The 24467-nt window shown below is 41.8% G+C and carries 25 protein-coding genes and 2 pseudogenes; 20 read left to right on the plus strand and 7 right to left on the minus strand.

The window, feature by feature from the left end; genetic code table 11:
* Positions 1 to 9: 9 nt before the first annotated feature.
* The 15 genes and pseudogenes from I8U27_RS12445 (at position 10) to I8U27_RS12515 (ending at position 12436) form a co-directional block, all read left to right on the plus strand.
* Positions 10 to 951 carry a DMT family transporter gene (locus I8U27_RS12445; protein ID WP_181752321.1) on the plus strand — a complete coding sequence of 314 codons (942 nt, stop codon included), beginning with the start codon at positions 10 to 12 and terminating at the stop codon, positions 949 to 951.
* 231 nt (positions 952 to 1182) lie between these two features.
* Positions 1183 to 1916: pseudogene (locus I8U27_RS12450) on the plus strand (response regulator transcription factor).
* 70 nt (positions 1917 to 1986) lie between these two features.
* Positions 1987 to 2343, plus strand: a complete 357-nt coding sequence (locus I8U27_RS12455; protein WP_181752320.1) for a HAMP domain-containing histidine kinase — start codon at positions 1987 to 1989, stop codon at positions 2341 to 2343.
* Between the two features lie 169 nt (positions 2344 to 2512).
* A pseudogene (locus tag I8U27_RS12460) lies at positions 2513 to 3875 on the plus strand (Tn3 family transposase); the annotation flags it as partial.
* 187 nt (positions 3876 to 4062) lie between these two features.
* Positions 4063 to 4275, plus strand: a complete 213-nt coding sequence (locus tag I8U27_RS12465) for a hypothetical protein (protein ID WP_181752319.1) — start codon at positions 4063 to 4065, stop codon at positions 4273 to 4275.
* Between the two features lie 31 nt (positions 4276 to 4306).
* The gene (locus tag I8U27_RS12470) at positions 4307 to 4672 is read left to right on the plus strand and encodes a DUF47 domain-containing protein (RefSeq protein WP_232345468.1); all 366 of its coding nucleotides are present in this window, start codon (positions 4307 to 4309) and stop codon (positions 4670 to 4672) included.
* Positions 4673 to 4753: 81 nt separating this feature from the next.
* Positions 4754 to 5077, plus strand: coding sequence for an ArsR/SmtB family transcription factor (locus I8U27_RS12475; protein WP_181752318.1), 324 nt, complete (start codon positions 4754 to 4756; stop codon positions 5075 to 5077).
* Positions 5078 to 5125: 48 nt separating this feature from the next.
* On the plus strand, positions 5126 to 6175 hold the full coding sequence (gene arsB, locus I8U27_RS12480; RefSeq protein WP_181752425.1) for an ACR3 family arsenite efflux transporter: 1050 nt from the start codon (positions 5126 to 5128) through the stop codon (positions 6173 to 6175).
* A gap of 29 nt (positions 6176 to 6204) precedes the next feature.
* On the plus strand, positions 6205 to 6627 hold the full coding sequence (gene arsC, locus I8U27_RS12485) for an arsenate reductase (thioredoxin) (RefSeq protein WP_181752317.1): 423 nt from the start codon (positions 6205 to 6207) through the stop codon (positions 6625 to 6627).
* A 9-nt stretch (positions 6628 to 6636) separates the two neighbouring features.
* Positions 6637 to 7101 carry a tyrosine-type recombinase/integrase gene (locus tag I8U27_RS12490; protein WP_181752316.1) on the plus strand — a complete coding sequence of 155 codons (465 nt, stop codon included), beginning with the start codon at positions 6637 to 6639 and terminating at the stop codon, positions 7099 to 7101.
* Positions 7102 to 7552: 451 nt separating this feature from the next.
* Positions 7553 to 8284: an MBL fold metallo-hydrolase gene (locus I8U27_RS12495; RefSeq protein ID WP_181752315.1), complete on the plus strand. Its 732-nt coding sequence runs from the start codon at positions 7553 to 7555 to the stop codon at positions 8282 to 8284.
* Positions 8285 to 8958: 674 nt separating this feature from the next.
* Positions 8959 to 9708: an isochorismatase family protein gene (locus I8U27_RS12500; RefSeq protein ID WP_181752314.1), complete on the plus strand. Its 750-nt coding sequence runs from the start codon at positions 8959 to 8961 to the stop codon at positions 9706 to 9708.
* Positions 9709 to 9974: 266 nt separating this feature from the next.
* Positions 9975 to 10370, plus strand: coding sequence for a MarR family winged helix-turn-helix transcriptional regulator (locus I8U27_RS12505; protein ID WP_181752313.1), 396 nt, complete (start codon positions 9975 to 9977; stop codon positions 10368 to 10370).
* On the plus strand, positions 10370 to 10675 hold the full coding sequence (locus tag I8U27_RS12510) for a YciI family protein (RefSeq protein ID WP_181752312.1): 306 nt from the start codon (positions 10370 to 10372) through the stop codon (positions 10673 to 10675). The genes I8U27_RS12505 and I8U27_RS12510 overlap by 1 nt, the downstream gene beginning before the upstream one ends.
* A 609-nt stretch (positions 10676 to 11284) precedes the next feature.
* On the plus strand, positions 11285 to 12436 hold the full coding sequence (locus I8U27_RS12515) for a S8 family peptidase (RefSeq protein WP_181752311.1): 1152 nt from the start codon (positions 11285 to 11287) through the stop codon (positions 12434 to 12436).
* A 331-nt stretch (positions 12437 to 12767) separates the two neighbouring features.
* Here the strand turns inward: I8U27_RS12515 and I8U27_RS12520 are convergent, their stop codons facing one another.
* The 4 genes from I8U27_RS12520 to I8U27_RS12535 all read right to left on the minus strand — a co-directional run bounded on the left by I8U27_RS12520 (position 12768) and on the right by I8U27_RS12535 (position 15660).
* Positions 12768 to 13490: a hypothetical protein gene (locus tag I8U27_RS12520; protein ID WP_181752310.1), complete on the minus strand. Its 723-nt coding sequence runs from the start codon at positions 13488 to 13490 to the stop codon at positions 12768 to 12770.
* 16 nt (positions 13491 to 13506) lie between these two features.
* Positions 13507 to 14064 carry a fluoroquinolone export ABC transporter permease subunit gene (locus tag I8U27_RS12525; RefSeq protein WP_181752309.1) on the minus strand — a complete coding sequence of 186 codons (558 nt, stop codon included), beginning with the start codon at positions 14062 to 14064 and terminating at the stop codon, positions 13507 to 13509.
* 128 nt (positions 14065 to 14192) lie between these two features.
* Entirely contained in the window at positions 14193 to 15047 is an 855-nt protein-coding gene (locus tag I8U27_RS12530) for an ABC transporter ATP-binding protein (protein WP_181752308.1), read from the minus strand.
* Positions 15040 to 15660: a TetR/AcrR family transcriptional regulator gene (locus tag I8U27_RS12535; protein WP_181752307.1), complete on the minus strand. Its 621-nt coding sequence runs from the start codon at positions 15658 to 15660 to the stop codon at positions 15040 to 15042. The genes I8U27_RS12530 and I8U27_RS12535 overlap by 8 nt, the downstream gene beginning before the upstream one ends.
* 203 nt (positions 15661 to 15863) lie before the next feature.
* Between I8U27_RS12535 and I8U27_RS12540 the strand changes: the two genes are divergently transcribed.
* Both I8U27_RS12540 and I8U27_RS12545 read left to right on the plus strand, forming a co-directional pair.
* Positions 15864 to 16541 carry an MOSC domain-containing protein gene (locus I8U27_RS12540; RefSeq protein WP_181752306.1) on the plus strand — a complete coding sequence of 226 codons (678 nt, stop codon included), beginning with the start codon at positions 15864 to 15866 and terminating at the stop codon, positions 16539 to 16541.
* Between the two features lie 138 nt (positions 16542 to 16679).
* Complete coding sequence (locus tag I8U27_RS12545) at positions 16680 to 17216, plus strand: SMI1/KNR4 family protein (protein WP_181752305.1); 537 nt, start codon at positions 16680 to 16682, stop codon at positions 17214 to 17216.
* A 133-nt stretch (positions 17217 to 17349) separates the two neighbouring features.
* Here the strand turns inward: I8U27_RS12545 and I8U27_RS12550 are convergent, their stop codons facing one another.
* Entirely contained in the window at positions 17350 to 17916 is a 567-nt protein-coding gene (locus tag I8U27_RS12550) for an MOSC domain-containing protein (protein WP_181752304.1), read from the minus strand.
* Between the two features lie 398 nt (positions 17917 to 18314).
* Positions 18315 to 18887 (minus strand): GNAT family N-acetyltransferase, encoded by a 573-nt coding sequence (locus I8U27_RS12555; protein WP_181752303.1) that lies wholly within the window; start codon positions 18885 to 18887, stop codon positions 18315 to 18317.
* A 503-nt stretch (positions 18888 to 19390) separates the two neighbouring features.
* Between I8U27_RS12555 and trhO the strand changes: the two genes are divergently transcribed.
* Positions 19391 to 20293 (plus strand): oxygen-dependent tRNA uridine(34) hydroxylase TrhO, encoded by a 903-nt coding sequence (trhO, locus tag I8U27_RS12560; protein WP_181752424.1) that lies wholly within the window; start codon positions 19391 to 19393, stop codon positions 20291 to 20293.
* A 78-nt stretch (positions 20294 to 20371) separates the two neighbouring features.
* Here the strand turns inward: trhO and I8U27_RS12565 are convergent, their stop codons facing one another.
* Positions 20372 to 21601 carry a hypothetical protein gene (locus tag I8U27_RS12565; RefSeq protein WP_181752302.1) on the minus strand — a complete coding sequence of 410 codons (1230 nt, stop codon included), beginning with the start codon at positions 21599 to 21601 and terminating at the stop codon, positions 20372 to 20374.
* 957 nt (positions 21602 to 22558) lie between these two features.
* On the opposite strand from I8U27_RS12565, the gene I8U27_RS12570 reads away from it, so the two are divergent.
* The gene (locus I8U27_RS12570; RefSeq protein WP_181752301.1) at positions 22559 to 23647 is read left to right on the plus strand and encodes a tyrosine-type recombinase/integrase; all 1089 of its coding nucleotides are present in this window, start codon (positions 22559 to 22561) and stop codon (positions 23645 to 23647) included.
* 165 nt (positions 23648 to 23812) lie between these two features.
* Positions 23813 to 24436 (plus strand): transcriptional repressor LexA, encoded by a 624-nt coding sequence (gene lexA, locus I8U27_RS12575; protein ID WP_181752300.1) that lies wholly within the window; start codon positions 23813 to 23815, stop codon positions 24434 to 24436.
* The last annotated feature ends 31 nt before the right edge of the window (positions 24437 to 24467 follow it).

Consider the following 24467-nt stretch of genomic DNA (forward strand, 5'->3'; position numbering starts at 1 on the left):
GTAAGGTAAATGCGCTTTTCTGTTGCAGTTAGCTTTATAGCCATGTGTTTCATTTGGGGTTCTACATACCTGTTCATAAAAATCGGACTTCAGGTCTGGCCTCCTTTCTTGTTGGCTGCATTAAGGAATCTTGTCGCCTGTTTCGCTATAGGATTGTTAATGCTGACGATACGTCGAACTCTGCCGCGCAGTTGGGTCGAGTGGCGTAATTTAATCTTGTTTGCTATCTTTAATGGTAGTGCGTTTGCGCTGATCTTTTGGGGGGAGCGGTACCTTCCGTCCGGGCAGACAGCGGTTTTGGTTGCTACTGTTCCGCTTTTTTCCTTGTTATTGGCCCGGTGGTGGACACGTGAGAAAGTGACAGCTGTTCAATACGCGGCAGTTGTCATTGGTTTTATTGGTGTTGTACTCACATCTCTACAGCGTGAGGGTAACGGGTTTTCCGGTAACGACGAGATGCGGCTGTTAGCGTTGCTGGCGATGATTGCGGCGGCGTTCTGCTATGCTCTTTCCTATTCCTTCAGCAAACGCTACATTCGCGGAGATACATATGCAAATACAACGATTCACCTGGGGGTGTCGGGTCTCTATTTGCTTGGACTATCCCTTGCAATGGATCCTCCTGTATCCATTGGCAGTGCCATGAGTTGGTCTGGCCTTGGAACACTAATGTACTTGGCTCTGATCGGTTCCGCGTTGGCTTACTGGCTGACTTTTTTTCTCATTGAACGTCTGCATAGTGTAACCTACTCGTTTATCATGCTGGTCAATCCTGTTGTTGCTGTCATACTTGGAATGATTTTTTTAGATGAATCAATTACGTTAACCACGCTACTTGGTATTATTGCTGTCATCTTTGGTGCGTGGCTGGTCAATCGGCCGAATCCCAGCTCAGATCAATCCCTTTCCAACCAGGATCAACCACAAAGGAAGAGAAGTAACAAACAATGAGGTTTATCGTTCATGAAAAAATTTTTCTTCTATTCCTGCTGTTGCTCCGATTGGAGGATTTTACATGCTAGTAACTTTCTCTTCAGATAAACACGAAAAAAAATCTAATTAAACAACCCCCTATTGTATTTGAAATCAGGCATATTGCTACACTTTAGGTAATCACTATTTAGGAATAGGCAGTAAAATAATTGATCATCCATGAAAATGACATAAGAGGCAGGTGAAAACATGGAAGATATTCGAGTGCTTATCGCTGATGATGAAAAAGAGATTAGAGATTTATTGAAAAATATCTGGAAAGAAAATTGTATAAGGCAGATGTGGCAGTAGATGGGGAGGAAGCCCTTCTTCTGTTTGAGAGGAACAAATATAACTTAATCATATTAGATCTGATGATGTCCAGGGTTGATGGTATTGAGGTTTGTAGAAGACTTAGAAACAAAACAAACGTACCCATACTGATGCTCACTGCTAAAGATCATGAAGTTGATAAGATTTTAGGTCTGAGCATAGGAGCAGATGATTATATTACCAAGCCTTTTAGTATCAATGAAGTGATCGCCAGGGTGAAGGCTCATATGAGGAGATTCTTAATACTGGGCAGCGTCGACAGTTCTCATGAAAAAACACTTATAAAGTTTAAAGGACTGACAATGGATCTAAAAAATTACACAGTCATGAAAGATGGAAAAGAGATATCTTTGACAGCAAAAGAACTCCAACTACTGAAGTTTTTCGTCACCCATCCCGGGCAAGTATTTACCAAGACACAACTTTTTCGCAATGTTTGGGACAGTAACTATCTGGAGGATGATAATACAGTTATGGTACACATAAGAAAGCTTCATGTTCAAACGATACAATCACAGGCAGCAAGAAGAAGGATTATTTCTAGTATTTCTCACGATAGTCGGACTCCCCCTTACCTCAATTATCGGATATATAGATGCTCTAAAAGATGATATAGCTGCTACAGAAGAAGAAAAACGGGAATATCTCAAGATTTTGGAGAGGAAATCAAAAGGTTTAAAGTTGACAGATGAAATATTTACTTTGGCAAAGCTGGATGCAGATGAATTTCCAAGGAAGCCAGAATCTCTGGATTTAGCTGAAATGGCCAGGGAATCGTTGATTGAGTTTTTGCCTGAGCTTAAAAAATATGATATAAAACTAAAATTGAATATCCCGGAAGAAAAAAATTGCCTCGTCATGGCGGATCGTCTAAGCATTATAAGAATCATAGGTAATATCATCAAGAATACCGTACATTATGGAAAAGAAGGAAAAGTGTTAGGGATAGAGCTTATTGAAACTGCCCATGAGTACCAACTGCTCATCTGGGATCAGGGTCCCGGGTATCTCAAAGGAGGATCTTGGGAACATATTTGAAAGAATTTATCAAAGTGATGGTTCCCGAAATTCTTCATATGGAGGCAGCGGCTTAGGCCTTGCCATCACCAGCCATTTGCGGCATTGCCTCACGTCAATAAGCTTATTGAACGATCGGATCGGTGCCCGGGCAGAACGGAAAGTGGAAAAAGAAATTCTCCATGATTTAAAAAAGGTCAGTGGGAAAACAAACCTCCTATATCGCATGGCAGAAAAAGCCCTTGAACATCCAGATGGGATCATTAAAGAAGTTCTTTATCCGGTTGTGAATGAACAGACATTGCGTGATCTTGTGAAAGAAATTAAACATACGGGGCCGGCTTTCCGTCAAAAAGTTTATACAGTCATGCGAGCCTCCTACGGTACTCACTATCGAAGGATGGTTCCGGAAATCCTTGATATTCTCGATTTCCGATCAAACAATGATGTTCATAAGCCGGTTATTGAGGCGTTGGAGCTGTTAAAGAAGTATGCAAATACGACTCATCGTTATTATGCTGAAAACGATCATATTCCAATTGAAGGAGTTGTCCGTTCTTCTTGGCTAGATACCGTCCTTGATAAGGAAGCGAATCGTATCAACCGCATTAATTATGAAATCAGTGTGTTGCAAGCGTTAAGAGATAAACTCAGGTGCAAAAGAAATCTGGGTTGTTGGTGCAAATCGATTGGCATATTCGTTATCGCGGTCGTGGAGTGATGATCTACTGGCATGTAGAAAAGAACTCAACCTGTATCTATTCGCAGCTTAAATCTTGCTCATCTTCAGAAGTTGCAGCCATGATGGAGGGATTACTTCGCCACTGCACTGAAATGGAGGTCGAAAAAAATTATGTAGACACACATGGCCAAAGTGAAATTGCATTTGCGTTTTGTCACCTACTGGGCTTTCAGCTTATGCCACGCTTTAAAGCTATTCACTCGCAAAAGCTATACCGACCCGAGACAGGATTAGGTGATCTATATCCTAATTTGGACCCTGTGTTAACCCGGCCAATCAATTGGGATCTTATCGGCAACAGTATGATCAAATGATTAAATACGCTACTGCTTTACGTCTAGGAACAGCGGAAACAGAAGCAATTCTGAAACGATTTATTTGCAATAGCAACCATCCTACCTACCGTGCTTTAGGAGAATTAGGAAAGGCAATTAAGACCATCTCTTTATGTGACTATCTTCATTTTGAGGAGATACGAAGGGAGATCCATAAGGGGTTAAATGTAGTAGAAAATTGGAACTCCGCCAACAGCTTCATCTTTTATGGTAAGGGGGGAGAGATACAAACAAATCAAATCGAGGATCAAGAAGTCGCTGTATTATCCCTGCATCTTCTTCAAAACTGCTTAGTCTTTATCAATACCTTGATGTTTCAAGAAGTGCTGTTAGAAAACGACCAACGTGCTTTAAAGAAGCTTCACCCAGAAGATTTCCGTTCACTTACTCCGCTGATTTATGCTCATGTAAACCCCTATGGTACATTCCAGTTGAATATGAATCAACGCTTGGCCCTGCGTGGCACCAGTGCTTAACAGAAAAAACCGGTGTTTCATTAAAATCAGTGAAATACTGGTTTTTTTCGGATTTACTCTTTTCTTTGACAATTATATAAGGATATGCTTATATATGTATGAGCGAATAATCATTTTATGTTTTGATTACCATATCATTAACTTGATTACAGGAATTTATTGAAGGAGTTGAAGGGGGAGTATAAGTTTGTTTGGTGCAAAAGGTGAAGAGTTCTTCTATCAGACATTAATTGATATCACATCCAATATCGTCGAAGCTATACGCCTATTTCGTGAGAATGTGGAGACTCTGGAGAAAAAGGAAGAGTACAGTGAACGGATCAAGGCATTAGAATCTAAAGGTGATGAATATACCCAACTGCTGATCACGGAACTGAACAAGTCTTATCACTCCAATTGATCGGGAAGATATCCTTCGATTAGCTGGAAAACTGGATGATGTCTTGGATGGTGTGGAGTCTTGCAGTACTCGTATTGTCTATATAGACAAACCTACGAACTATATGACTCAGTTTGCTGATCTATTAGAGCCATTGGGTAAACATCTAAAGGATGCATTTATCTCCCTGCAAAAGCGAGACTTCGCTACCATTCGAAAGTTATGTGTAGAGATTAACATGCTCGAAAATGAAGGAGATCGTTTAATGAGGGAAAGTGTTAGTTCCCTTTTTAATCCTCCAGTGGAAGTAGTTGAATTGATTAAAATGAAGGATATCTATGAAAGATTAGAAAAATTAACAGATGCAGCCGAGGATATTGCTGATATTTTGGAAGGTATGATTATCAAGTATGCTTAATTAAATTCATTCTCCCTTTGGAGAAGTTTTTGACACATTATATAAGCGAATAAATATATAAATATGGGGTGATCAGTATTGATGGATTGGGGAGATTTGGTTGAATATCACAAAGCCTTATCAGATAAAACCCGTTTGCGTATTTTAGCCTTGCTTAAAGTAGAAGATCTCTGCGTTTGCGAGTTAGTTGAAATCCTTCAAATCAGTCAACCTGCCGTTTCCCAGCACATGCGAAAGCTGAAAAACGCAAAACTGGTTAAAGAGCGGCGGAGTGGCCAATGGGTCTTCTATTCTTTGGATGGGTCCATGTACCCTTTCTTTGAAAAAGTCCTGCAATCTTTACCGAGTGCCTCTGAAGAGATCAAGCAGCTGAAAGCGAGTGGACTTAAAGTTCTATGTGATTAACAAATGGATCATTCTCTGGAAAGGTTGTGACATTTAATGAGTGGTGTAATGAGAAGACTTACCTTTTTGGATCGGTATCTGACGTTATGGATCTTTCTCGCGATGATCATCGGGATCGGTTCTGGTTATCTTTTTCCAGGTATGGTGAAAGTCTTGACAGGTTTTCAGGTGGGAACCACATCGATCCCGATTGCCATTGGGTTGATCCTGATGATGTATCCTCCGCTGGCCAAAGTGCGCTATGAAGAACTGGGGCAGGTGTTTCGCAACTTCCGAATCCTTGGCTTATCTCTGATACAAAACTGGGTGATTGGTCCAGTTTTGATGTTCGTGTTAGCTATCCTGTTTTTACGGGATGAGCCGCAATACATGGTTGGATTGATTCTGATCGGTCTTGCCCGATGTATTGCCATGGTAATCGTATGGAATGATCTGGCGAAAGGAAATCGAGAATATGCTGCAGGTCTGGTAGCCTTTAATTCTATTTTTCAAATCCTCTTCTATTCCGTTTACGCCTACATTTTCGTCACGATTGTGCCGAAATGGTTGGGTTTAGAGGGGGCCGTGGTGAATATCACCATGGGCCAGATTGCTGAAAGTGTGATGATTTATCTGGGGATTCCCTTTTTTGCCGGTCTGATGACTCGACTGATTTTGGTTAAAGCGAAAGGACGTGAATGGTACGAGACCAAATTCATTCCGGTGATCAGCCCGATTACGTTAATCGCCTTACTGTTTACGATCATTGTCATGTTTTCCTTAAAAGGTGAGCTCGTCCTCCAATTACCGCTGGATGTGGTTCGAATCGCCATTCCTCTATTGATTTATTTTGTTTTGATGTTCCTCGTTTCGTTCTATATGGGAAAAAAAGTTGGAGCCGATTATTCAAAAACAGTATCCCTCTCGTTCACCGCTGCAAGCAACAACTTTGAATTGGCGATTGCGGTAGCCATCGGCGTTTTTGGCATCAACTCGGGAGCCGCATTTGCAGCGGTAATCGGTCCGCTTGTAGAAGTGCCTGTATTAATTGGCCTAGTCAACGTCGCATTTTGGTTCCAACGCAAATACTTTGCAAAGAAACTGGCTGAATCAAACTAAACCTTCAATTTCAAAAGGAGAGAATATCGATGTCTGATAAAAAAATCATCTATTTCTTATGTACAGGGAACTCTTGCAGAAGCCAAATAGCTGAAGGATTTGGGAAGAAATACTTAGGCGATCGTTTCGAGGTATATAGTGCCGGTATCGAGGCGCATGGAGTCAATCCGAAAGCGATCCAAGTAATGGCGGAAAAAGGGATCGATATTTCTGATCAAACATCGGATGTCATTGATCCAAAATTATTAAACCGTGCAGATTATGCAATTACTCTGTGTGGCGATGCCAACGACAAGTGTCCCATGACACCGCCTCACGTTCACCGGGACCACTGGGGATTTGACGACCCTGCCAAAGCGGAAGGGACGGAGCAAGAAGTCTGGGAGGTTTTCCGCCGAGTTCGTGATCAAATCGAGTCTCGAATTCAACAGTTTGCCAAAGAAGGGAAATAATGCCAAGCAATGTTACAAGCAGGTCTTAGAATTTCAGAAGTTGTCTCGTTAGACATCCAGGATGTAGACTTAAGAAGAAAAACACTGACTGTGATTGCGGGAAAAGGCGGGAAGAATCGGATTGCTTTGATGAGTCCAGAATTGATGAAAGCGATGGAGGCTTGGATCGAGGAAAGAGGAGAGGTAGATGAAAAAGCTTTATTTCTATCTGAACGAGGACATAGTCGCATGACACGTCAAGGACTGCATTATCTCATCAAAAAATACTTAGATTCGATTGGACTGGTAGATTACTCTTCTCATTCTCTACGTCATTCCTTTTGTCGGAACTTAGTGGATGCCAATCAACCTTTACAAGTCATCGCTCAATTGGCAGGGCATGAAAGTTTGGAAACCACACGCAGATATATCACACCAAGCGAAATAGACTTACGCCGAGCAGTGGAGAGTATTAGTTCCGAGAAGGAAAAATAAAAACTCATATACGGAGTTTTCTAGTAATTGGAATCTACTTTGCGGTCTATGACAGCAATCCTGTCACTGGGCGATTTGTAATATATGAAAGCCAGATTGCACCTGGTGACAGCTACGCTGGTATTACCCCTATCATAAAGCAATTACTTGCTGTTTATGAAAAAGTGGAACAATAGCTCCAGCCATCAAAAAATAGGCATAAAGCAAAGTCCGGAAACTTTTAGGAAAATAAAGGTTGCTGACCAGTAAAAGGTCAGCAGCTTTTTTGTTGGAATAAGCTTTTATCCAGCTATTTCGCGCTTTCTTTTTTAAAAAAATATCTTGACAAAATTAATTAAATATGTTATAATAATTTTTTATTTTACATTTTTATTTGGTATATCTTATTATATGAGTAGACATAAATGCTATTACCTACACTACCGCGTTTTAAAAAGTTAGGGGGATTGCTATGCGAGTATCCGATGGTGTGGAAATGATTGAATTTAAATTTGAGGTTTTTGGTAAACATTCAACATTAAATCCCACACTGATTTGGGACGATGAAGTAGCTATTTTGATTGATACCGGCATGCCCGGGAAGTTGGAACAAATACGTGAGGCAATGAGGGAGGTTGGAGTCTCTTTTGACAAATTGAAAGCAGTGATTCTGACACACCAGGATCTAGATCACATTGGCAGTCTGCCCGAAATCCTGAAAGAAACTGATGGCTGCATTGACGTTTATGCTCACCAACTTGACAAACCATATATCGAGGGGACCCTACCGTTAATTAAAACAGATCCAAGCCGCATGAGTAAAGAGGCATTTGAGTCTCTGCCTGAAGACCTGAGGTTTTTTTACACAAATCCCCCAAAGGCCAAGGTGGATAAAACCTTGGAAGACGGACAAGAACTTCCGTTTTGCGGAGGAATTCGTGTTATCTTTACACCCGGACATACTCCCGGCCATATTAGTCTTTATTTGAAGAAAAGCAAAGTCCTTGTTGCCGGAGATGCCATAATCAGTGTGAACGGTATTTTGCGAGGGCCTGTTCAGCGAACCACACTAGATATGAATACAGCCATTCGTTCTCTGAAAAAATTTCTGGATTTTGAAATTGATTCGGTGATTTGTTATCACGGGGGCTTATGCAATATTAATCCTTTAGATCAACTTCGGGATCTCTCGAAGATCAAGTGACAGTTAACATAAATCATAGAGAGGACTCCGATATATGGTGATACTGAGAGAAGATCTTCCTGATAACAAAGAGTTTTTTAACCTGTATGGAACAACAGGATGGAGGCACCCATTTGATGAAGGGCGTTTATTTTAAGCCATATCCAACGGTTGGTATACGGTTTCAGCATACAAAGGTGAAAAGTTAATCGGATCTCGGAAGAGTGATTTCGGATGGACTTTATCAAGGGTTGATATGCGACATGATTGTAGCTCCTGAATATCAAGAACAATGGGCAGGAACATGCATTCTGCGAAAACTTCTGGATAAGTGTAAAGAAAAAGAGATACTTTTGGGACTAGAACCAGCAATAAAGGAGCGGGATTATCCGGCTCCTTTAACTTCTTCCTTCCTGGTGTTGGACTAATCCTCCCATTCCTTAAATTTCTCCGGGTCAAAACCATCCCCACTTTTCAAACACTCGTCATAAGTTCCAACAAAAAAGCGCTCGTAATCCACTTCTTTTCCATGTGCTGATGCACCCGGAATAGTTTGGGGAAGTGAATAGGTTCAGTTCCTTATTCCCCGGTAAATTTTAAATCAAGGATGGTCCTAACCCATTTTTCAGACATGCTCTTTTTTCACCAAGATTGCATACAGTGAAAGAAGTTCATTTGTTGTAAAGGGGATTTCCATGGCTTCTTATTATCGTCAGGACAGGAATAAAGAAAAAACGCGAAACGGTACATTTACGGAGGTACATCATGAAGTGCATCATGAGGTACATCATGAAATACACCGGGAAGATAATCGGGAAAAAGGTCGTTATCCGATCAAAATCGGAAAACCTTTTCCCATGAGAAGGCGGGAAGGCGATGATAAATCACTCACTCCCCAAAATGCTGTACTGCTTTTGATTGACTACCAAACAGGGTTAATCCCCTATGGCGGCCCAAGTCCTTATAATATCCGCAATAATGTCCTGACACTTGGTAGAGTTGCAAAAATCTTCAGCTTGCCTGTAATTATCACTCAGGGGGGGTTAGGAGAAGAAAGTGGACCTATCCTTCAAGAGTTGCTTGATATTTTTCCCGATGTTCCGGTGATCAGGAGAACAATTATTAATGCATGGGAGGATCCGGAATTTATCCGGGCTGTACAACAAACGGGACGGCAAAAACTAATTATAGCCGGAGCCTTGTCAGATGTGAGCCTGGCTTTTACAGCTATTTCGGCAGCGGGAGACGGATACGATGTTTATGCTGTGATTGATGTGTCTGGAGGATGGAGCTTATTGGAAGAACAAGCTGCTCTGCAACGAATGGTTCAAGCCGGTATCAACGTTACCAGTTGGCGAGCCATCGCTGCCAAACTACAGCAGGACTGGGCATTACCAACGGGGTCAAAAGTACTTAAACTTTTTTCTGAGTGCATGCATGAGTAGGGACTGTGTTAATCCCAGGTCTCAAAAAACGGAGCAACTGGAGTCCAACGAATAAACAAGCCTGGCAAGCCGCCTCATATATGGGGCTAACATAACGCCCGAACCTGGTTTTGTACTATATTAGAGGAGTTGGGATTGCAAACACCTCTCAGACTTGGTGATCCCTACTGCGTTTGGCAGTTCCATGTTTGACAATTAGTAAACTAACAGTTAGTATACTAACTATGAGACATAAAAAAATTTACTCTAATTGTTTGGCGTTTCAATTGGCACAGGCTCGGAAAGAAGTATTCGCATGGTATGAGAAAGCGTTGGAGCCATTAGGGCTAACTCCATCCTATGTGTATGTACTCGGTGTTCTAAAGGATTTAAAGGAGGCTACACCCAGTGAGATTTCAAAATTAGTTGAACTGGAAAGACCCACAGTAACAAGGATATTGGATCGCATGGAGAAAAACGAATGGATTGAGCGGTTTACCAACCCTGCGAATCGTAGAGAAACGATTGTGAAGTTGACAGAAAGAGGAATTGTTGCATGTGATGAGGCCTATCCAAAACTTATGGAAGCAGACCATGCTTTAAACGAAATGATTGAAGGAGACCTTGAGACCTTAAAAGAACAAATAAAAGCTTTAAATCTTACGTTGAAGGAGAGTCAATAATGAAACAATTTGTGGTTCGCCTTTCTGACAAACAAAAACATTTGATGACGGCAAAGTTGATCACTGATCATGTGAACTATCTTCGTCAATTAAAAGAGGTGGGCCGCTTGCCTTTTTGCGGCCCGTGTACAGACGGTACAGCTATCATGATTTTAAAAGCGGATAGCCGGGAGGAGGCTGAGAAGCTATTAGCCTCAGATCCATTTTCGGCAGTGGATTATTACAAATCAAGGGATATGATAGAGGTTGAAGAAGCAACATTGGAAAATAATTTTCACTTGGACCGGGTTTTAGAAAATATTTAAGGGAAAAAATTAGATCGTATTTTTGCTCCTATGGACCGTTTGTAAGAATAGTCAACGTCTGCTGGATTCTATTGATAATATGGGGGAACGTATCGAAAAGTCAAACAGAGTTGCCATTCAAATCTACATATACTGACTGCAGATATACTCCCGCAGTCGGCTAATATAGCATTAATCATTTTAAGCCAGTGTATTTCGGTTAACCACGAAATGCATCTGGCTTAAAATGATTACTCATCCAAAAATCTATTGCGATCGATTCACATGAAGAATGAAATTTTACTTCTTATATCCATTTTATTAAGATTAAGCAAATGAGGCCATCATCATTTATTTTTTGTGATTATCTATAAGACATGACATTCTGCCTGTTATCATACTTTTTGACTAGGTAAAATAGACGTGTTACGTATAAAACCATATTTTAGTAACAGAAAAATATTTATTTTTTTAAATATACTAGGAGGAATATTAATATTTTTCACGAAAATGTAATATAGTTTTGTAAAGGGGAGGGATGAGCAGAAAAAGTATTTTGAATGAATCGTCATTGTGGGGTGGGTCTCTCAGATCACAAATCTGAAAAAACAAATATTTAGGAGGATTTCTATGAAACGCTTCTTCAGTGTGTTCACCGCTTTGTTGGTACTGGCGCTTCTCGTTGTTCCTTCCACCATTTTGGCCAAACCAGCGCAACCTTCCCAGTATGCTCCCGGTGAATTAATTGTCAAGTTCAAACCAGGTGCTTCAGCAACATCTATCCAGTCTATTCACAACAAAACAGGTGTGAAAGTAGCTGAAACTTCCAAACTGGGCTTTCAAGTGATAAAATTCAAAAATGCTTCCGTTGAAGAAATGTTGGAAGTATATAAAGAGAATCCTAATGTTGAATATGCTGAACCAAACTATTATTTCCATGCAATGTGGACCCCGAATGACCTTTCTTCACAACAATGGGGGCCGCAAAAAATTCAAGCTCCCGCCGCCTGGGATGTCACCCGAAGCAGCAGCAGCGTTAAAATCGCTATTGTTGACACTGGTGTAGAGGCTAATCACCCTGATCTGAGCGGAAAAGTGATTAACGGCTGGGACTTTGTCTATGATGACAGCGTTCCGAATGATGCCAACGGCCACGGAACCCACTGTGCGGGAATTGCCGCTGCAGTTACCAATAACGGAACGGGGATTGCCGGCGTAGCACCAAATGCAAGGATTCTTGCCGTACGTGTGCTGGATGGCAATGGAAGTGGTACTTTGAGCGACGTGGCCAACGGAATTCGATATGCCGCCGATCAAGGTGCTCAGGTTATCAGTCTCAGCCTGGGTGGTTCTTCAGGCACCAGCACGTTGAGCAATGCCGTTAATTACGCTTGGAACAGTGGTTCCGTCGTTGTTGCTGCAGCCGGCAACAGTAACACTTCTGCTCCTTCGTACCCGGCTTATTACAGCAATGCGATCGCAGTTGCTTCTACTACTTCCTCCGATCAAAGATCTTCCTTCTCTAACTACGGCAGTTGGGTTGATGTAGCCGCTCCTGGTTCCAGCATTTACTCCACCTATATAGGGGGTACCTACCGCACCTTAAGCGGCACCTCCATGGCGACTCCTCATGTGGCCGGCGTAGCTGGACTCCTGGCAGCACAGGGGAGAAACAATTCGCAAATTCGTTCCGCAATTGAAAACACTGCCGACAGAATTAACGGTACCGGCACTTACTGGACTCACGGAAGGGTTAATGCTTATCGTGCTGTAAACTACTAAGTCTCTATCCTGTATCAAAAGGAGCTGTCCGTATAAAACTGCGGACAGCTCCTTTTGATTTCCGGGCCCGATGGTCGCCGTGGGATTCTGCTTGCGATCACCCAGTGAGGTACTATCGCTGAACGGTAAGCAGTACCAGTGGAACCCCTTTACGCAATTCCTCGGCCCGAGAATGTCCGTAAAAAAGATTGTCAGAATTGCAAGGGGATAAACCCGCCTTCGTCTGACACTCGCTTTCATCCCAATACTGAAGCAAAAGGTTTTCCCGCTCGTATTTTATAAAAAGGGCCAGCCATGCGCTCAAAAAGGATTGGATTCCATTCTTCCATACTCAGTCCAACCTTCGCTGAAATGTGAGAAACAAATACCACATCAATGCTCCATGCATCAATAAGCTAACCGTGAGAAAAAAAGTGTTTTCATATGAATGACTGTCTGCAAAAAACATTTTAGCCACCCAGTACGTAGGGGAAATTCCTGCAATTATCTGCCATGGCCACTGGATAAAATAAGCGGCAAAAGGTGCGGCCACTATTATTCCAATCCCCTTTGACAAGGCCAGTCCTTCAACTTTGTTCGCTGCGAAAGATACAAGGAACAAGGCCATCATCGGCGCTTCCATTGCAAGCAACAGGATTGTGGGAAGGAGCTGGACCACTTTTATCTGAATCAGTCCGGTAAAATACACCAGGAGTATCGTGAACATAATAGTCAACAACACGGGCATAGCCAAGCGGACAAACAGGTATCCTGATTTCCTTAGGGGAGTAACCGCAAACAATTGAATAAGATTTTCATCTCTTTCATCAAGCATAAGATACCCTGAAACCATTCCGATCATTAACGGCACAAGCTGCAGTATAAAGATCAGAATCAAATCATAGTAAGCAGTCAAGTCAAATCCAAACTTTTGCGTCAGCCATTCCGTTAAGATCGGCGGAACAAAACGGAATACCAGTGTCAGCATTGCAGGACCGGCAATTGCCATAATCAACATAGGGTCTCTGCGAACATTTTTTAAATCAGCTAAAGTCAAGTTAAGAATTCGCCTCATTAAACCAACCCACCATTTATTCAATCACATAATTTCGAAAAGAGCGGTACGCCCAAAAATACGCTGGGACAATCCACGCAATCAAAATCATCAAGAATACAATGGCCTGGCCTGTCACAGGTGGTTGAAATGGTGCTTCCATTAAGAGCAATGATGCCTTAGTCGGCAGCAGGTAGTAGAGAGGTGTCTCATACAAGTGCAAATATCCGAAGAGGGGCAGGGTGAATATAAGTGTGTAAAGTGGTGAAATGAGGAAAAATTCGTTCAAAGTCCGGCAGCGAATGGCGATTCCAAGGCCAATCAGGGTAAAAAAGGCAGAGGTTAATAAAACTCCAAGAATAAATAATAAAGATAGGTGTGCTAAACCAAACGTAAAGAGATGAATCACTGTGCTTGTAACTAATGAAAGCAGCGCCAGCGACGCCGTTTTGGACAGCAAATATTCCTGTAACTGAAAAGGGGTCACAAATAAATTATCAAAAATGTTTTGTCCCTTTTCTAATAACACGATGCCACCAATAAAAAAATAGCCTAAAGCGCTTGGGTCAGAAAAAATAATAATCACTGAAACCATTGGTTTCGATTAATCTGGCAGAAAAGAGAGAAGGACAATATACATCAATGTGACGATCAAATAGGCAAGGTAAAAACCATGCCGAAGCTGAAATCTAATATCATTTCTCAAAGCCGCTATTATTCTGTTCATGCTAAATCCCTGCCTGTAACTTCGATAAAAATTTGTTCAAGCGTTTTTTCCTGCGTATGCATTGTTTCAATATCTTTCTCCCGAATGAAGCGAAGAAATGTCTCGTTCATGCCGATTTGAGGAAGAGGAAAATCCTCTGATCGCACCATCCCTTTATCCTTGTACTCCACTCGTACTATTTTTCTTCCTTTTTGGATTTTAAGTTCCCGGGGTGAATCAATCAAACTGATTCTACCATCAACTATAAAGGCAACCCGATCACAAATTTCTTCCGCCACGTTCATATTGTGGGTCGTGATCAGAATGGTTCCTCCTTGAGCTTTTTTCTCCAGTAACAAGCTTTTGACCTTTTTGGCGTTGGCAGGGTCTAACCCGGATGTCGGCTCATCTAAAAAAATAAGTTCCGGCCGATTAAGAAGGGCCCGACATAAATTGAGTCTCATTTTCATTCCTTTGGAAAAATCAGACACTTTCGTTCGGGCGTAATTTTCAAGGCCAACAATGGAAAGAAGGGCCATTGGATCTGCTGTGTCAACCGAATAAAGAGAGCGGAAGAATTCTAAATTTTCGAGAGCGGTAAACCGGTGGTAGAAGTTCGGGAACTCAAAGGCGACACCAATCTTCTCATAGTAATCGGATCGGGCCTTGTTAATCTCCTCACCTGCTACCTGCACGCTTCCTTCGTAATTTTTAAGAATGCCGATCAGCACTTTTTGAAGGGTACTTTTACCAGCCCCAGACGGTCCAAGAAAACCAAATATTTCTCCTTGTTGGATCTGAAAATTAATTTCTTTAATGGTGTGCTGGAGATTGCCCGGATAGCGGTAGTGGAGATTCCGAACTTCAATCATGACGAAGATCCTCCTTTTTCACCAGGCCATCTGCGATGAATTGGATAAACAACTCAATCGTCGGCTGGTATAATTGTTCTCCGATTATCTTCTTTTGCAGGGTAAGAAGTATGAGAGAGCGGATCATACTCACGATCAGCTCCGGGTCCAGGTCAACCATACGACCTTCCTTTTGCCAGTGTGAGATTAAAGGGAGAGACATATTGAAATCTTTGATCATGTGTTTCTCCCATTTTTCGGGGGGTAATTTTCGCATTAGATGCTCAAGTACATCTTCTTCATATATTTGTCTGAATATCGGATTTGTCTCCACGATCGATACCGCTTGCTTTAGGAACTGCTTGAATCTTGCTCTGGTTAGCTCCTCTGAAATAAAGTGCTCCGACAACAGTGACTTACGAACACGTTCTTCCTCTATTTCTAAAATCTCAAAATAAAGTTCCTCCTTGGATTTGAAAAACAAATAGAAAGTTCCTTGAGCAATCCCCACTGATTTTGTAAGGTCGCCAATGCTTGTCTTTTTTAGACCATAAGTGCTGAACATATTCTTTCCGGTCTCAAGCAATCTTTTTCTAATATACTCTTTCTCGTGTTCGGAAAACTTTCTGCCCAACGTTTTCAACTCCATTTTTATGACTGTATGAATAAAATGATTTTTTATTCACCAAAAGTATAAGCCATTCCATGAAAACAATCAACCATAAATCACTTCATAAAGGGACAATTTTAGGAGAGCAGAGTTATAATATTTTTATTATCCTTCGATACAACTTTTTAAGAAACGAGTCCCGTTATACTTGGTTAGGAGGGAGCTTTATGAGTCAAGCTTCATTATTGATGATCCATGTTGGCCTTCCCAAAACAATAGGGGTGGAAAACACGCCTGATCAGATGGATCGTCCCTGGAGGAGCGGGATTTTTAAATCACCTGTAGAGGGGCCTGTATGGGTGGGGCGAACAAATGTGGAAGGAGACGGGCAAGCTGATTTGAAAAATCACGGTGGCCCGGATAAAGCAGTTCTCGCATATTCAGCTGATCATTACGCAGTTTGGAAACAGGAATTACAGTTACCTGACTTTCATTACGGAGCGCTGGGGGAAAATTTCACAATTGCCAACCAGACCGAAAAAGATGTTTGTATTGGCGATACATACCGTATTGGTGGAGCGATTGTGCAGATCTCCCAACCGCGCCAACCCTGTTGGAAGCCGGCCCGACGCTGGAAAATCAAAGACTTAACCGTCCGTATTCAAAATACGGGAAGGACCGGTTGGTATTTTCGTGTATTAAAAGAAGGCTGCGTTGAAAGAGGCCAAGAGGTATTATTGTTGGATCGGTCATACCCGCAATGGACAGTTGCCCTTTGTAACGAGATTATGTATCACCGAAAAGATGACAGAAAAGCAGCTTTCGAGTTAGCTTCTTGTCCTCTGTTATCGGAATCGTGGACAGAAATACTGTCGAAGCGGTTTAGAAGCAACGAATCCAATTAGGGGAGACCACCGGAAAAATCTTCATCAACCAAATTCTAAATGTATAAGTATTTGTGGCACCAGATTCATTCATCTTAAAAACCATATGCACTCATGAAGCAGAGGCATATGGTTTTTTCAGAAAGAGGAGTGAGTATGTTGGAATATTCCTTGGTTCAGAAAACACTTACCGGGCTTAAGAAACGGTTGGTTGACAATAAACTAATTGTTCAGAATGAAGAGGGTCTTGTGGAAGAAATGAGGTTTCAATTTCAAAGGCCGGCTACAGAAGAAGAAATCCAAAAATTTACCCGTACCACAGGAGTACGGCTACCAGAAGACTATCAAGCCTTTTTACGGATCCATAATGGGGCGGTCCTTTTTCAGCCATGGTTCGGCGGACAATTTGAATTGTATGGAGTGTCAGAGATTATTGAACATAAAAAGTCCGGACTTTTCCAGGAATCCTGGTATCCAATCGGGTATCAAGACGGCGGTCATTTGCTCATTGATGGTGAGAAGGCGAATGAAGGGGAAAATGACTATTTAATTTGGTGGCATTCCAGCATTTTTGATGATGCTCAAAATTTAGGTTTAAATTTTGAGCTTTGGCTGGACCGTTTTGTCATCGCTCAAGGTACCAAATATTGGATTTGGCCTAGATATACCGTCAAACATTATTATCGAACGAAGTAAACTCCTTGTTGCTTGGAACTGGCAAGTATTATATAAGCGCAATTTCACCGGCTCTCTTTACATCGTAGAGAAGTCGGTTTTTATTTCCGTAAGCAACTTGAATCCTGCATTGACATGAAAGTTAGTGAAACTCTTATTGTAAAGGTTTAGCAAAGTCATTAACTAGTATACGAACTAAATCTCCTTGCCGTACCTGGCCCGGGCATTCGACCAGACAGACAATCCCTCTTTGTTTAAATGCTGCACGAACAAACTCTGTGGTTAACTCCGGGCGATTGGTATGCATTTCCTGAATAACTTTACCCGGAAGTGTACATGGTAAGTTTTCACCCTGACAAACAAGCCCGGCTCCGCTAGGGAAGAGAAGGCGAGAACCTATTGTTAAAGAAGTGAGATCAGGTACACCTCTTAACAAAAGATTGGCGCCCAGCCACTCAGGCAACAAAGAATCAATCTGCAATTTCTCGGCAATATCCATACATTCTTCGGCCGATAACACCGTAATTTGTCTGCGATTGAAAATCTCTGTACCCCGAGGATACATGGGTTGCCGTGAATCAGCTGGCCGAGTGATGCCAAAGTGCCGATCACCAGGTATACCGCCAAATTCAAATCTGGTCTCAGGAATGCGACGTGTGACAAATGTTTCTGGATGATCCGCAATAAGCACAGCTTCAACTGAAGCTTCAATTGTCTTCAAAGCAGTACCTCGCTTTCGGTGATTTTATTTTTTCAGTCGAAACTATCAGTATTTTCCCCTGAAAAAGCTTTGACAAACATTTACTTTTATACATTAGAATACATTAGAGCCGGGAAAAGATGATCAATTAGATTGCATAAGTTAAAAATCCGTAACCGGTATTGGGAAAATATTACCGAAGGCTCACTGATAATCTCAAAACAAAAAATTTCTCAAAACTATAGTTAACTTATTGTATAGAGACAGAATAAACACCCGAAAAAAGAAGGGAATTTATATGGCTTTAAACTTTTCGTTTTCACCCCCCCAACAACGTTACAAAACAAATATTTTGTAACGTTGTTGGGGGGTATATATGACCATCCCATGATCCGTAACAAAAAAAGACCCCATAGGGTCTAGAGAAGATTATTGTTCAAGATTGGATTGTTAAATTCGGAAGCTAAGCACTCCATAAAAATAACGTCCCATAAACGTCCCCGCATAAAATGGGCCTGTCTTCTACGCCCGCATTCCATAAAACCTGCCTTTTCATACACTCGTATGGCAGATTTGTTAAACTCATACACTTTAAGCATAACATTATGAAGTCCAAGAACATAAAAAGCATAACTAAGTATTAACTGAGTTGTTTCTGTGCCAAATCCTTTGCCTCTGCATTCCTCTTCACCGATGATGATCCCAAATTCTGCTGTCCGGTTTTGGTGATCAATGTCTGCAAGGTAAGTAATTCCAATCGGACGCATATTCCCTTTCTCATAGATGGTGAAAAAAACGTGGTTGCTGTCTGGCTTGGCGAAACCTTCAAATGAAGCTACTTGTTCATCAAGGGTCACTGGTCTTGATACAGCTAAGTTTCGAGTTGTCTGAAAGTCATTATTCCATTTTTGATAAAGCGGACATAACTCTCGTGACAGTGGCCCCAGCGAAACTAAACTCCCTGAAAAATTAATAACAGGCTTATGGTCCATATCACTTCATTCCTCACACTTTTTGCTAAAATCCAGAATGTTCAATTTCACCGTTTTCCCCATTCGCAATTATCTGCACGAATTGGATAAAAAATAAAGCGGCAAAACTGCCGCATATTTCCTTGTGAAAGAGGTGTACCAACGAATCCCTGATCCTTCGATCCTAGTATTTCATCATAAGGAAATGTTACTATCATGTCAATGTTTGAACGATTTGTTAAATAAAAATTCTTCCCCCCCTCTTCCAGTTCTCCTTCAATTATCCTCTATCGGTGACTTTCACAACAGGGAAACTTCTTTATTCTGTTCTTATTTAACTGCTTCTTCCCCACCACCGCCTCTATTGTCGAAATCTGAACCGCCACCCCCCTTTCCCATCCCCGATAACCGGAAATCATTACAGCTTGCTCGCTATTAAGAATCATCCATAAAAGTGATTTTAGTTAAAAAGTGATGTATACTATAGATCAGGAGTTTTTTAGTAGGAAGTGAGTGCAACTGCCATGGCAAACGAAAAAAACACGTATCAAATTCTTTTATTCTATAAATATGTACCCATTGATGATCCTGTTGGCTTTGCCGACGAACATCGTGCCTTTTGCCAGAAATTAGGGATAAAAGGCAGGATATTAGTTGCCCATGAGGGGATTAATGGCACTCTGTCCGGTACTTTAGAGCAGACACAAAGTTATATCGATTTCATGCGCCAGCATCCTTTGTTTCATGACATGCATTTCAAGGTGGATGATCATGATCGTCATGCTTTTAAAAAGCTTTTTGTACGCCCTAAAAAAGAACTGGTTACATGGCGCTTTGAAGAAGATGTAGACCCGAATGAACTGACAGGTAAGCGTCTTTCTCCCAAGGAATTTTACGAGCAACTACAACAAGATGATGTGATCGTGATCGACGGACGCAATGATTATGAATATGATATTGGTCATTTTCGCAACGCCATCCGTCCAGGTGTAAAAACTTCCCGTGAATTTCCGGAGTGGATTCGCAAAAACTTGAGCCATTATAAAGACCGGAAGATTATTACCTACTGTACGGGCGGAATTCGATGTGAAAAATTGACTGCCTTTATGTTAAAAGAAGGCTTTAAGGATGTGGCCCAGTTAGAAGGCGGCATTATCAGCTACGGAAAAGACCCTGAAGTAAAGGGTAAACTGTTTGACGGAAAATGCTATGTATTTGATGAGCGAATTTCTGTCCCGATCAATCAGGTTGAAGAGAAAATTGTAGGGAAGTGTTACCACTGCGGCAAACCTGAAGACAGATATATCAACTGTGAGTATGACATGTGTCACAAGCAGCATATTTGTTGCCCTGAATGTGAAGAGAAGCACCAGGGGTATTGCTCAAAAGAATGTGAAGAACAAGATATGGTTCAATATGAAGGTTGAAGCCTCTTCTCATTTATTTAACTGAATATAAAAAACCGATCCTTTAAACGAAGGGATCGGTTTTTTTGCAGCCAAACGCTATGGTCGCACTGAATAGAGTACCCGCTTACCCGGATACTCGGTAAGGGTCCACAGTTCATTCTTGGCCGGCCAGTAGTATAAATCCTCAGGCCCGATTCCAGCGGTACGATAGGTGGGTGTTCCACCCGGCTTGCTTTTGTATAACTTGCCGTTATTGGTACTTCCCGCGCTGGTCATTAGATACCAGGTTCCATTGAGCGCAAGCGCTCCCTGTGCATGAGCCTTTGGAACTCGATAGGCTTCACTGGCATACACCCTACCATCGGCAGATGTTTTTAACTCTCCCGTTGAAGCATCCAGCGGCCATCGGGCCATACGACCGTACAACGCAGGATCGTTCTCTGGATTAGGCGGGTTGCAGTACTCACCTGTAATGAGTGAATCAGGCACTGTACTCCGGTCAAGTCCAACGAAACTAAACCGAGGAGGTCCATCAGGTTCACAACTTGACCCGGTTTGTTGCCCCGGAACTGTCCAGGCACCCACTTGCGCCATTACATACCGATAGCCGTGTCCATAGTAAATACCATTATGACGGCCGATAAGATCCTTATTTGATGTGTTTCCATTTGAACTGGCTCCTAGGTCAAAAACATATCTCATATCAAACACACGGAACCCTTTAGTGGTATCCACCACATATAAATAATTACCATACCACACAATGCCGCCGGCATGAATTTTAACTGCCCGGTAGCTTGGGTTGCCATAAGAGTTAGTGTAGGGTTCAACAAGCAACACATGTCGATATTTTCCTGTAGCCGGGTCGAGAAAACTAACTCGTACTCCTTTACTCTTATGGTACCAGCTTACCAAAATGGCACGCTTACTTCCCCATAGATCATCATCCTGTGCGTCACCAGTACCAGTGATGCCCTGAGGATACCACTCCTCCGTGTTATTATCCCCACTATTAAAACACCAGCGATCAATCACGCCGGATACATTGGTTAGTGCTGCCGAATTGCAGTCGGGAATCGCTGTCCGGTTCGCTTCGTCAAGCAATTTCTGGATTCCGCTTTTTGACAGTTGGCCATCAAGCTTGGCTGCCTCCCCAGGGAGATGTGTATTGGTGCGTTGGAGGACAAATGGAGCCGTACTGACCGGAGCCATAGGTTCTTCAGTTGCATATACGGACTGAACGGGGAACAGAAATGAAACCGTGAGCAGCACTGCAGTTAGAACTCCCGGTAAATCAAACCAGATCCTTTTCCCGCGTTGAACCACTCAAACACACTCCTTCTATTGTTGGATAAACAGGAGAAGAACTCTTCACATAAATTATTCTATCATTCATACTATTCTGGGTCAAAAAATAGGATAATCCTTAGAGTCAATTACCCTGGCAAGCAAACGACCGGTTTTGTGTGGCTGTTTTTTGTACTTTTTTCAAATACACCCCTGAGGAGAGCCTGTTCAGGATACACTTAAATACGTAACACTGGTGAAAAGTAAATCAAAGAAAGGGAAGAGCATATGATAATTTTCTCCACAATTGTCCTGTGTATTATTGCTTTCGTACTTACATTTAAATTAGGAACCACTCAGAGCCCAGCACAAAATGAGAATTATGATCAAAGCAGAGGCAAAACTGTACGGCTATTAATTATTATTTATGTAGCAGCGATTCTCACTGGCATCGTTCTAGTTTATACCTTTCTCTAAAAATTTATTGGAGGATGATTGTTGATAAGGATGGGATCGAAGTTTACTTTTTATCCAACGTTTAAATAGATCATGAAAACACGCTATTCTTTTTTCCCTTCGACAAGAATAGCGTGTTTTCAATACCTGGAATTCTATTTTATTGGCTCAAGTACCAATACATCATGGCGAGGTGTGTACGGATTGCAAGTGCCGATTTAAACCTTTTCACACCAGTTAAACGCTATTATGTCAGCTTTAGGAATGTTGCTTCCCAATGCAGTTGAACCCTTTGCAAACACCCTGGATCGAATGGCAGGCCAGATCGGTTCTTAGATAGATGAATGGATACGGAGAATAAAGAGTAGATACTAACGGAAACTTACCATGGGACTATAAACAATGATAAAATAATGGTTGAAGTCATACTTGCACCTCGCCCGGCAGCGGCGAGCTTTTTGTTTATGACAGGTGGACATGCAGGCTTGATGATCAACATACAAGATAATAAGAATGGCACTGTCAGGAGGTGTATCGTTCATGTCATCAAAAGTCGTTTCCAGGCGTCTTTCCGAAAGCGTAAATCGTATCGTGAGTCAATTCCCGGAGGAAGTTCAAGAATTTTTTTTGGAAATGATTAGTGCTGACAGGTCCGTTCAAACCATTGCCAATTACGCCTATGATTTCGCTCTATTCTTCGACTTTTTGTCTGAAAAAAATAAAACGCTTTATCAGGTTGACCCCATGACCATCAAAAGATTTTTCAGGCATATCGAAAACGGATATGAGCGGACCGTCCATGTAAAATTAAAGAAAAAAGATCCGAAAACTGGAGAGATAAAAGAAGAATGGGTTGAAAGAAAACACTTTCGTGAAAACTCCCGCAGCGGCAAACACAGAAAAAGGGCCTCACTCCGCTCCCTTTTCCGTTATTTGGTCAAAACTCATGTACTTGAGCGGGATCCGATGGAAGAATACGAAGACGCTACACTGAAAGCGCGGTCCCGACAAAAAGTACCGGTTTTCCTTACCAGGGAAGAATCCATGCGATTAATCAGAGCTGTTAATACCTATCACCAAAAGAAGAAAAAAAGAAAAATACAGACCTGGCCGGAAGCAAGAGACTTAGCCATCATCCTCATGTTTTTAAACACCGGGATGCGGGTTTCGGAACTGATCAACCTGAATATGAACAGTATTCAGACTGATGGGAACCTGTTTCGAGTGATTATCATAGGAAAAGGCGGAAAGGAACGAATGTTAAAATTAAACGGGAGAGCCGTGGAAGCACTCACAGATTATCTAGAGCGGCGTCCCCGGGAACAGATCGCATCGGGTCATGAAGAAGCATTATTTTTAAATAAAAATTACAAACGGATCAGCCGAAAAGGAGTTTCAGAAATTATACGCAAATACGTACGCGAGGCAAATCTCCCTCCCAAAGCAACAACCATCTCTCCGCACAAATTACGCCATACTCTTGCCACCCTGCTCTTGTCAAACGGGGAAAACTTACGTGTTGTTCAGGAGATTCTGGGTCACTCAAGCATTCAAACAACTCAGATCTATACACATGTGATTAATTCAGAAAAAGATGATGCCTTGGATCGTTTAAACAATATATTATAACGGCATGAAAAGCACTCTCATTGAAAACAACTCACTCCAAAAAGCGAAACATAAATATTTTGCCAATAATAAGAACTAACGTTTGTTCTTTTCCTCTCGTTCATGTATACTATAAATAAGATTTCTTGGTAAATCGGCGAAATTCAAAAAAAAGGGGATGAAAAAATGAGCAAATTGTCGCCGCGTCAGCAATCGATCTTAGAGTACATACAAAAAGAAGTACAAGAAAAAGGCTACCCTCCATCGGTCCGGGAAATTGGAGAAGCAGTTGGTCTCGCTTCCAGTTCTACAGTTCACGGCCATTTGGCCCGATTAGAGAAAAAAGGATATCTGCGTCGTGACCCCACAAAACCTCGGGCGATTGAACTTTTAAAACGTGATGATATTCCTAAAAAAATTCAAATTGATACGGTGATGGTGCCACTGGTTGGTAAAGTAACAGCCGGAGAGCCGATTACAGCAGTTGAAAACATTGAGGATTACTACCCTCTGCCCCGACGCATCGTCGGAGATGATCAAACGGTGTTTTTGTTGTCTGTGCAAGGAGACAGCATGATTAATGCCGGAATCCTTGACGGCGATTATGTTGTGGTACGGCAACAGCGAACTGCAGAAAATGGAGACATTGTTGTAGCTATGACACCTGAAGAAGAAGCAACGGTAAAACGTTTCTTTAAGGAAATAGATCACATTCGTTTGCAACCGGAAAATGAACGCTTATCTCCAATTCTGTTACCGAACGTAACTATCCTGGGGAAAGTGATCAGCTTGATTCGTGAAGTAGTATAAAATATGAAGAGTCCTCACTTCGGCAAGTGAG

The sequence above is a fragment of the Paenactinomyces guangxiensis genome, assembly GCF_016055185.1.
Taxonomy (GTDB): domain Bacteria; phylum Bacillota; class Bacilli; order Thermoactinomycetales; family Thermoactinomycetaceae; genus Paenactinomyces; species Paenactinomyces guangxiensis.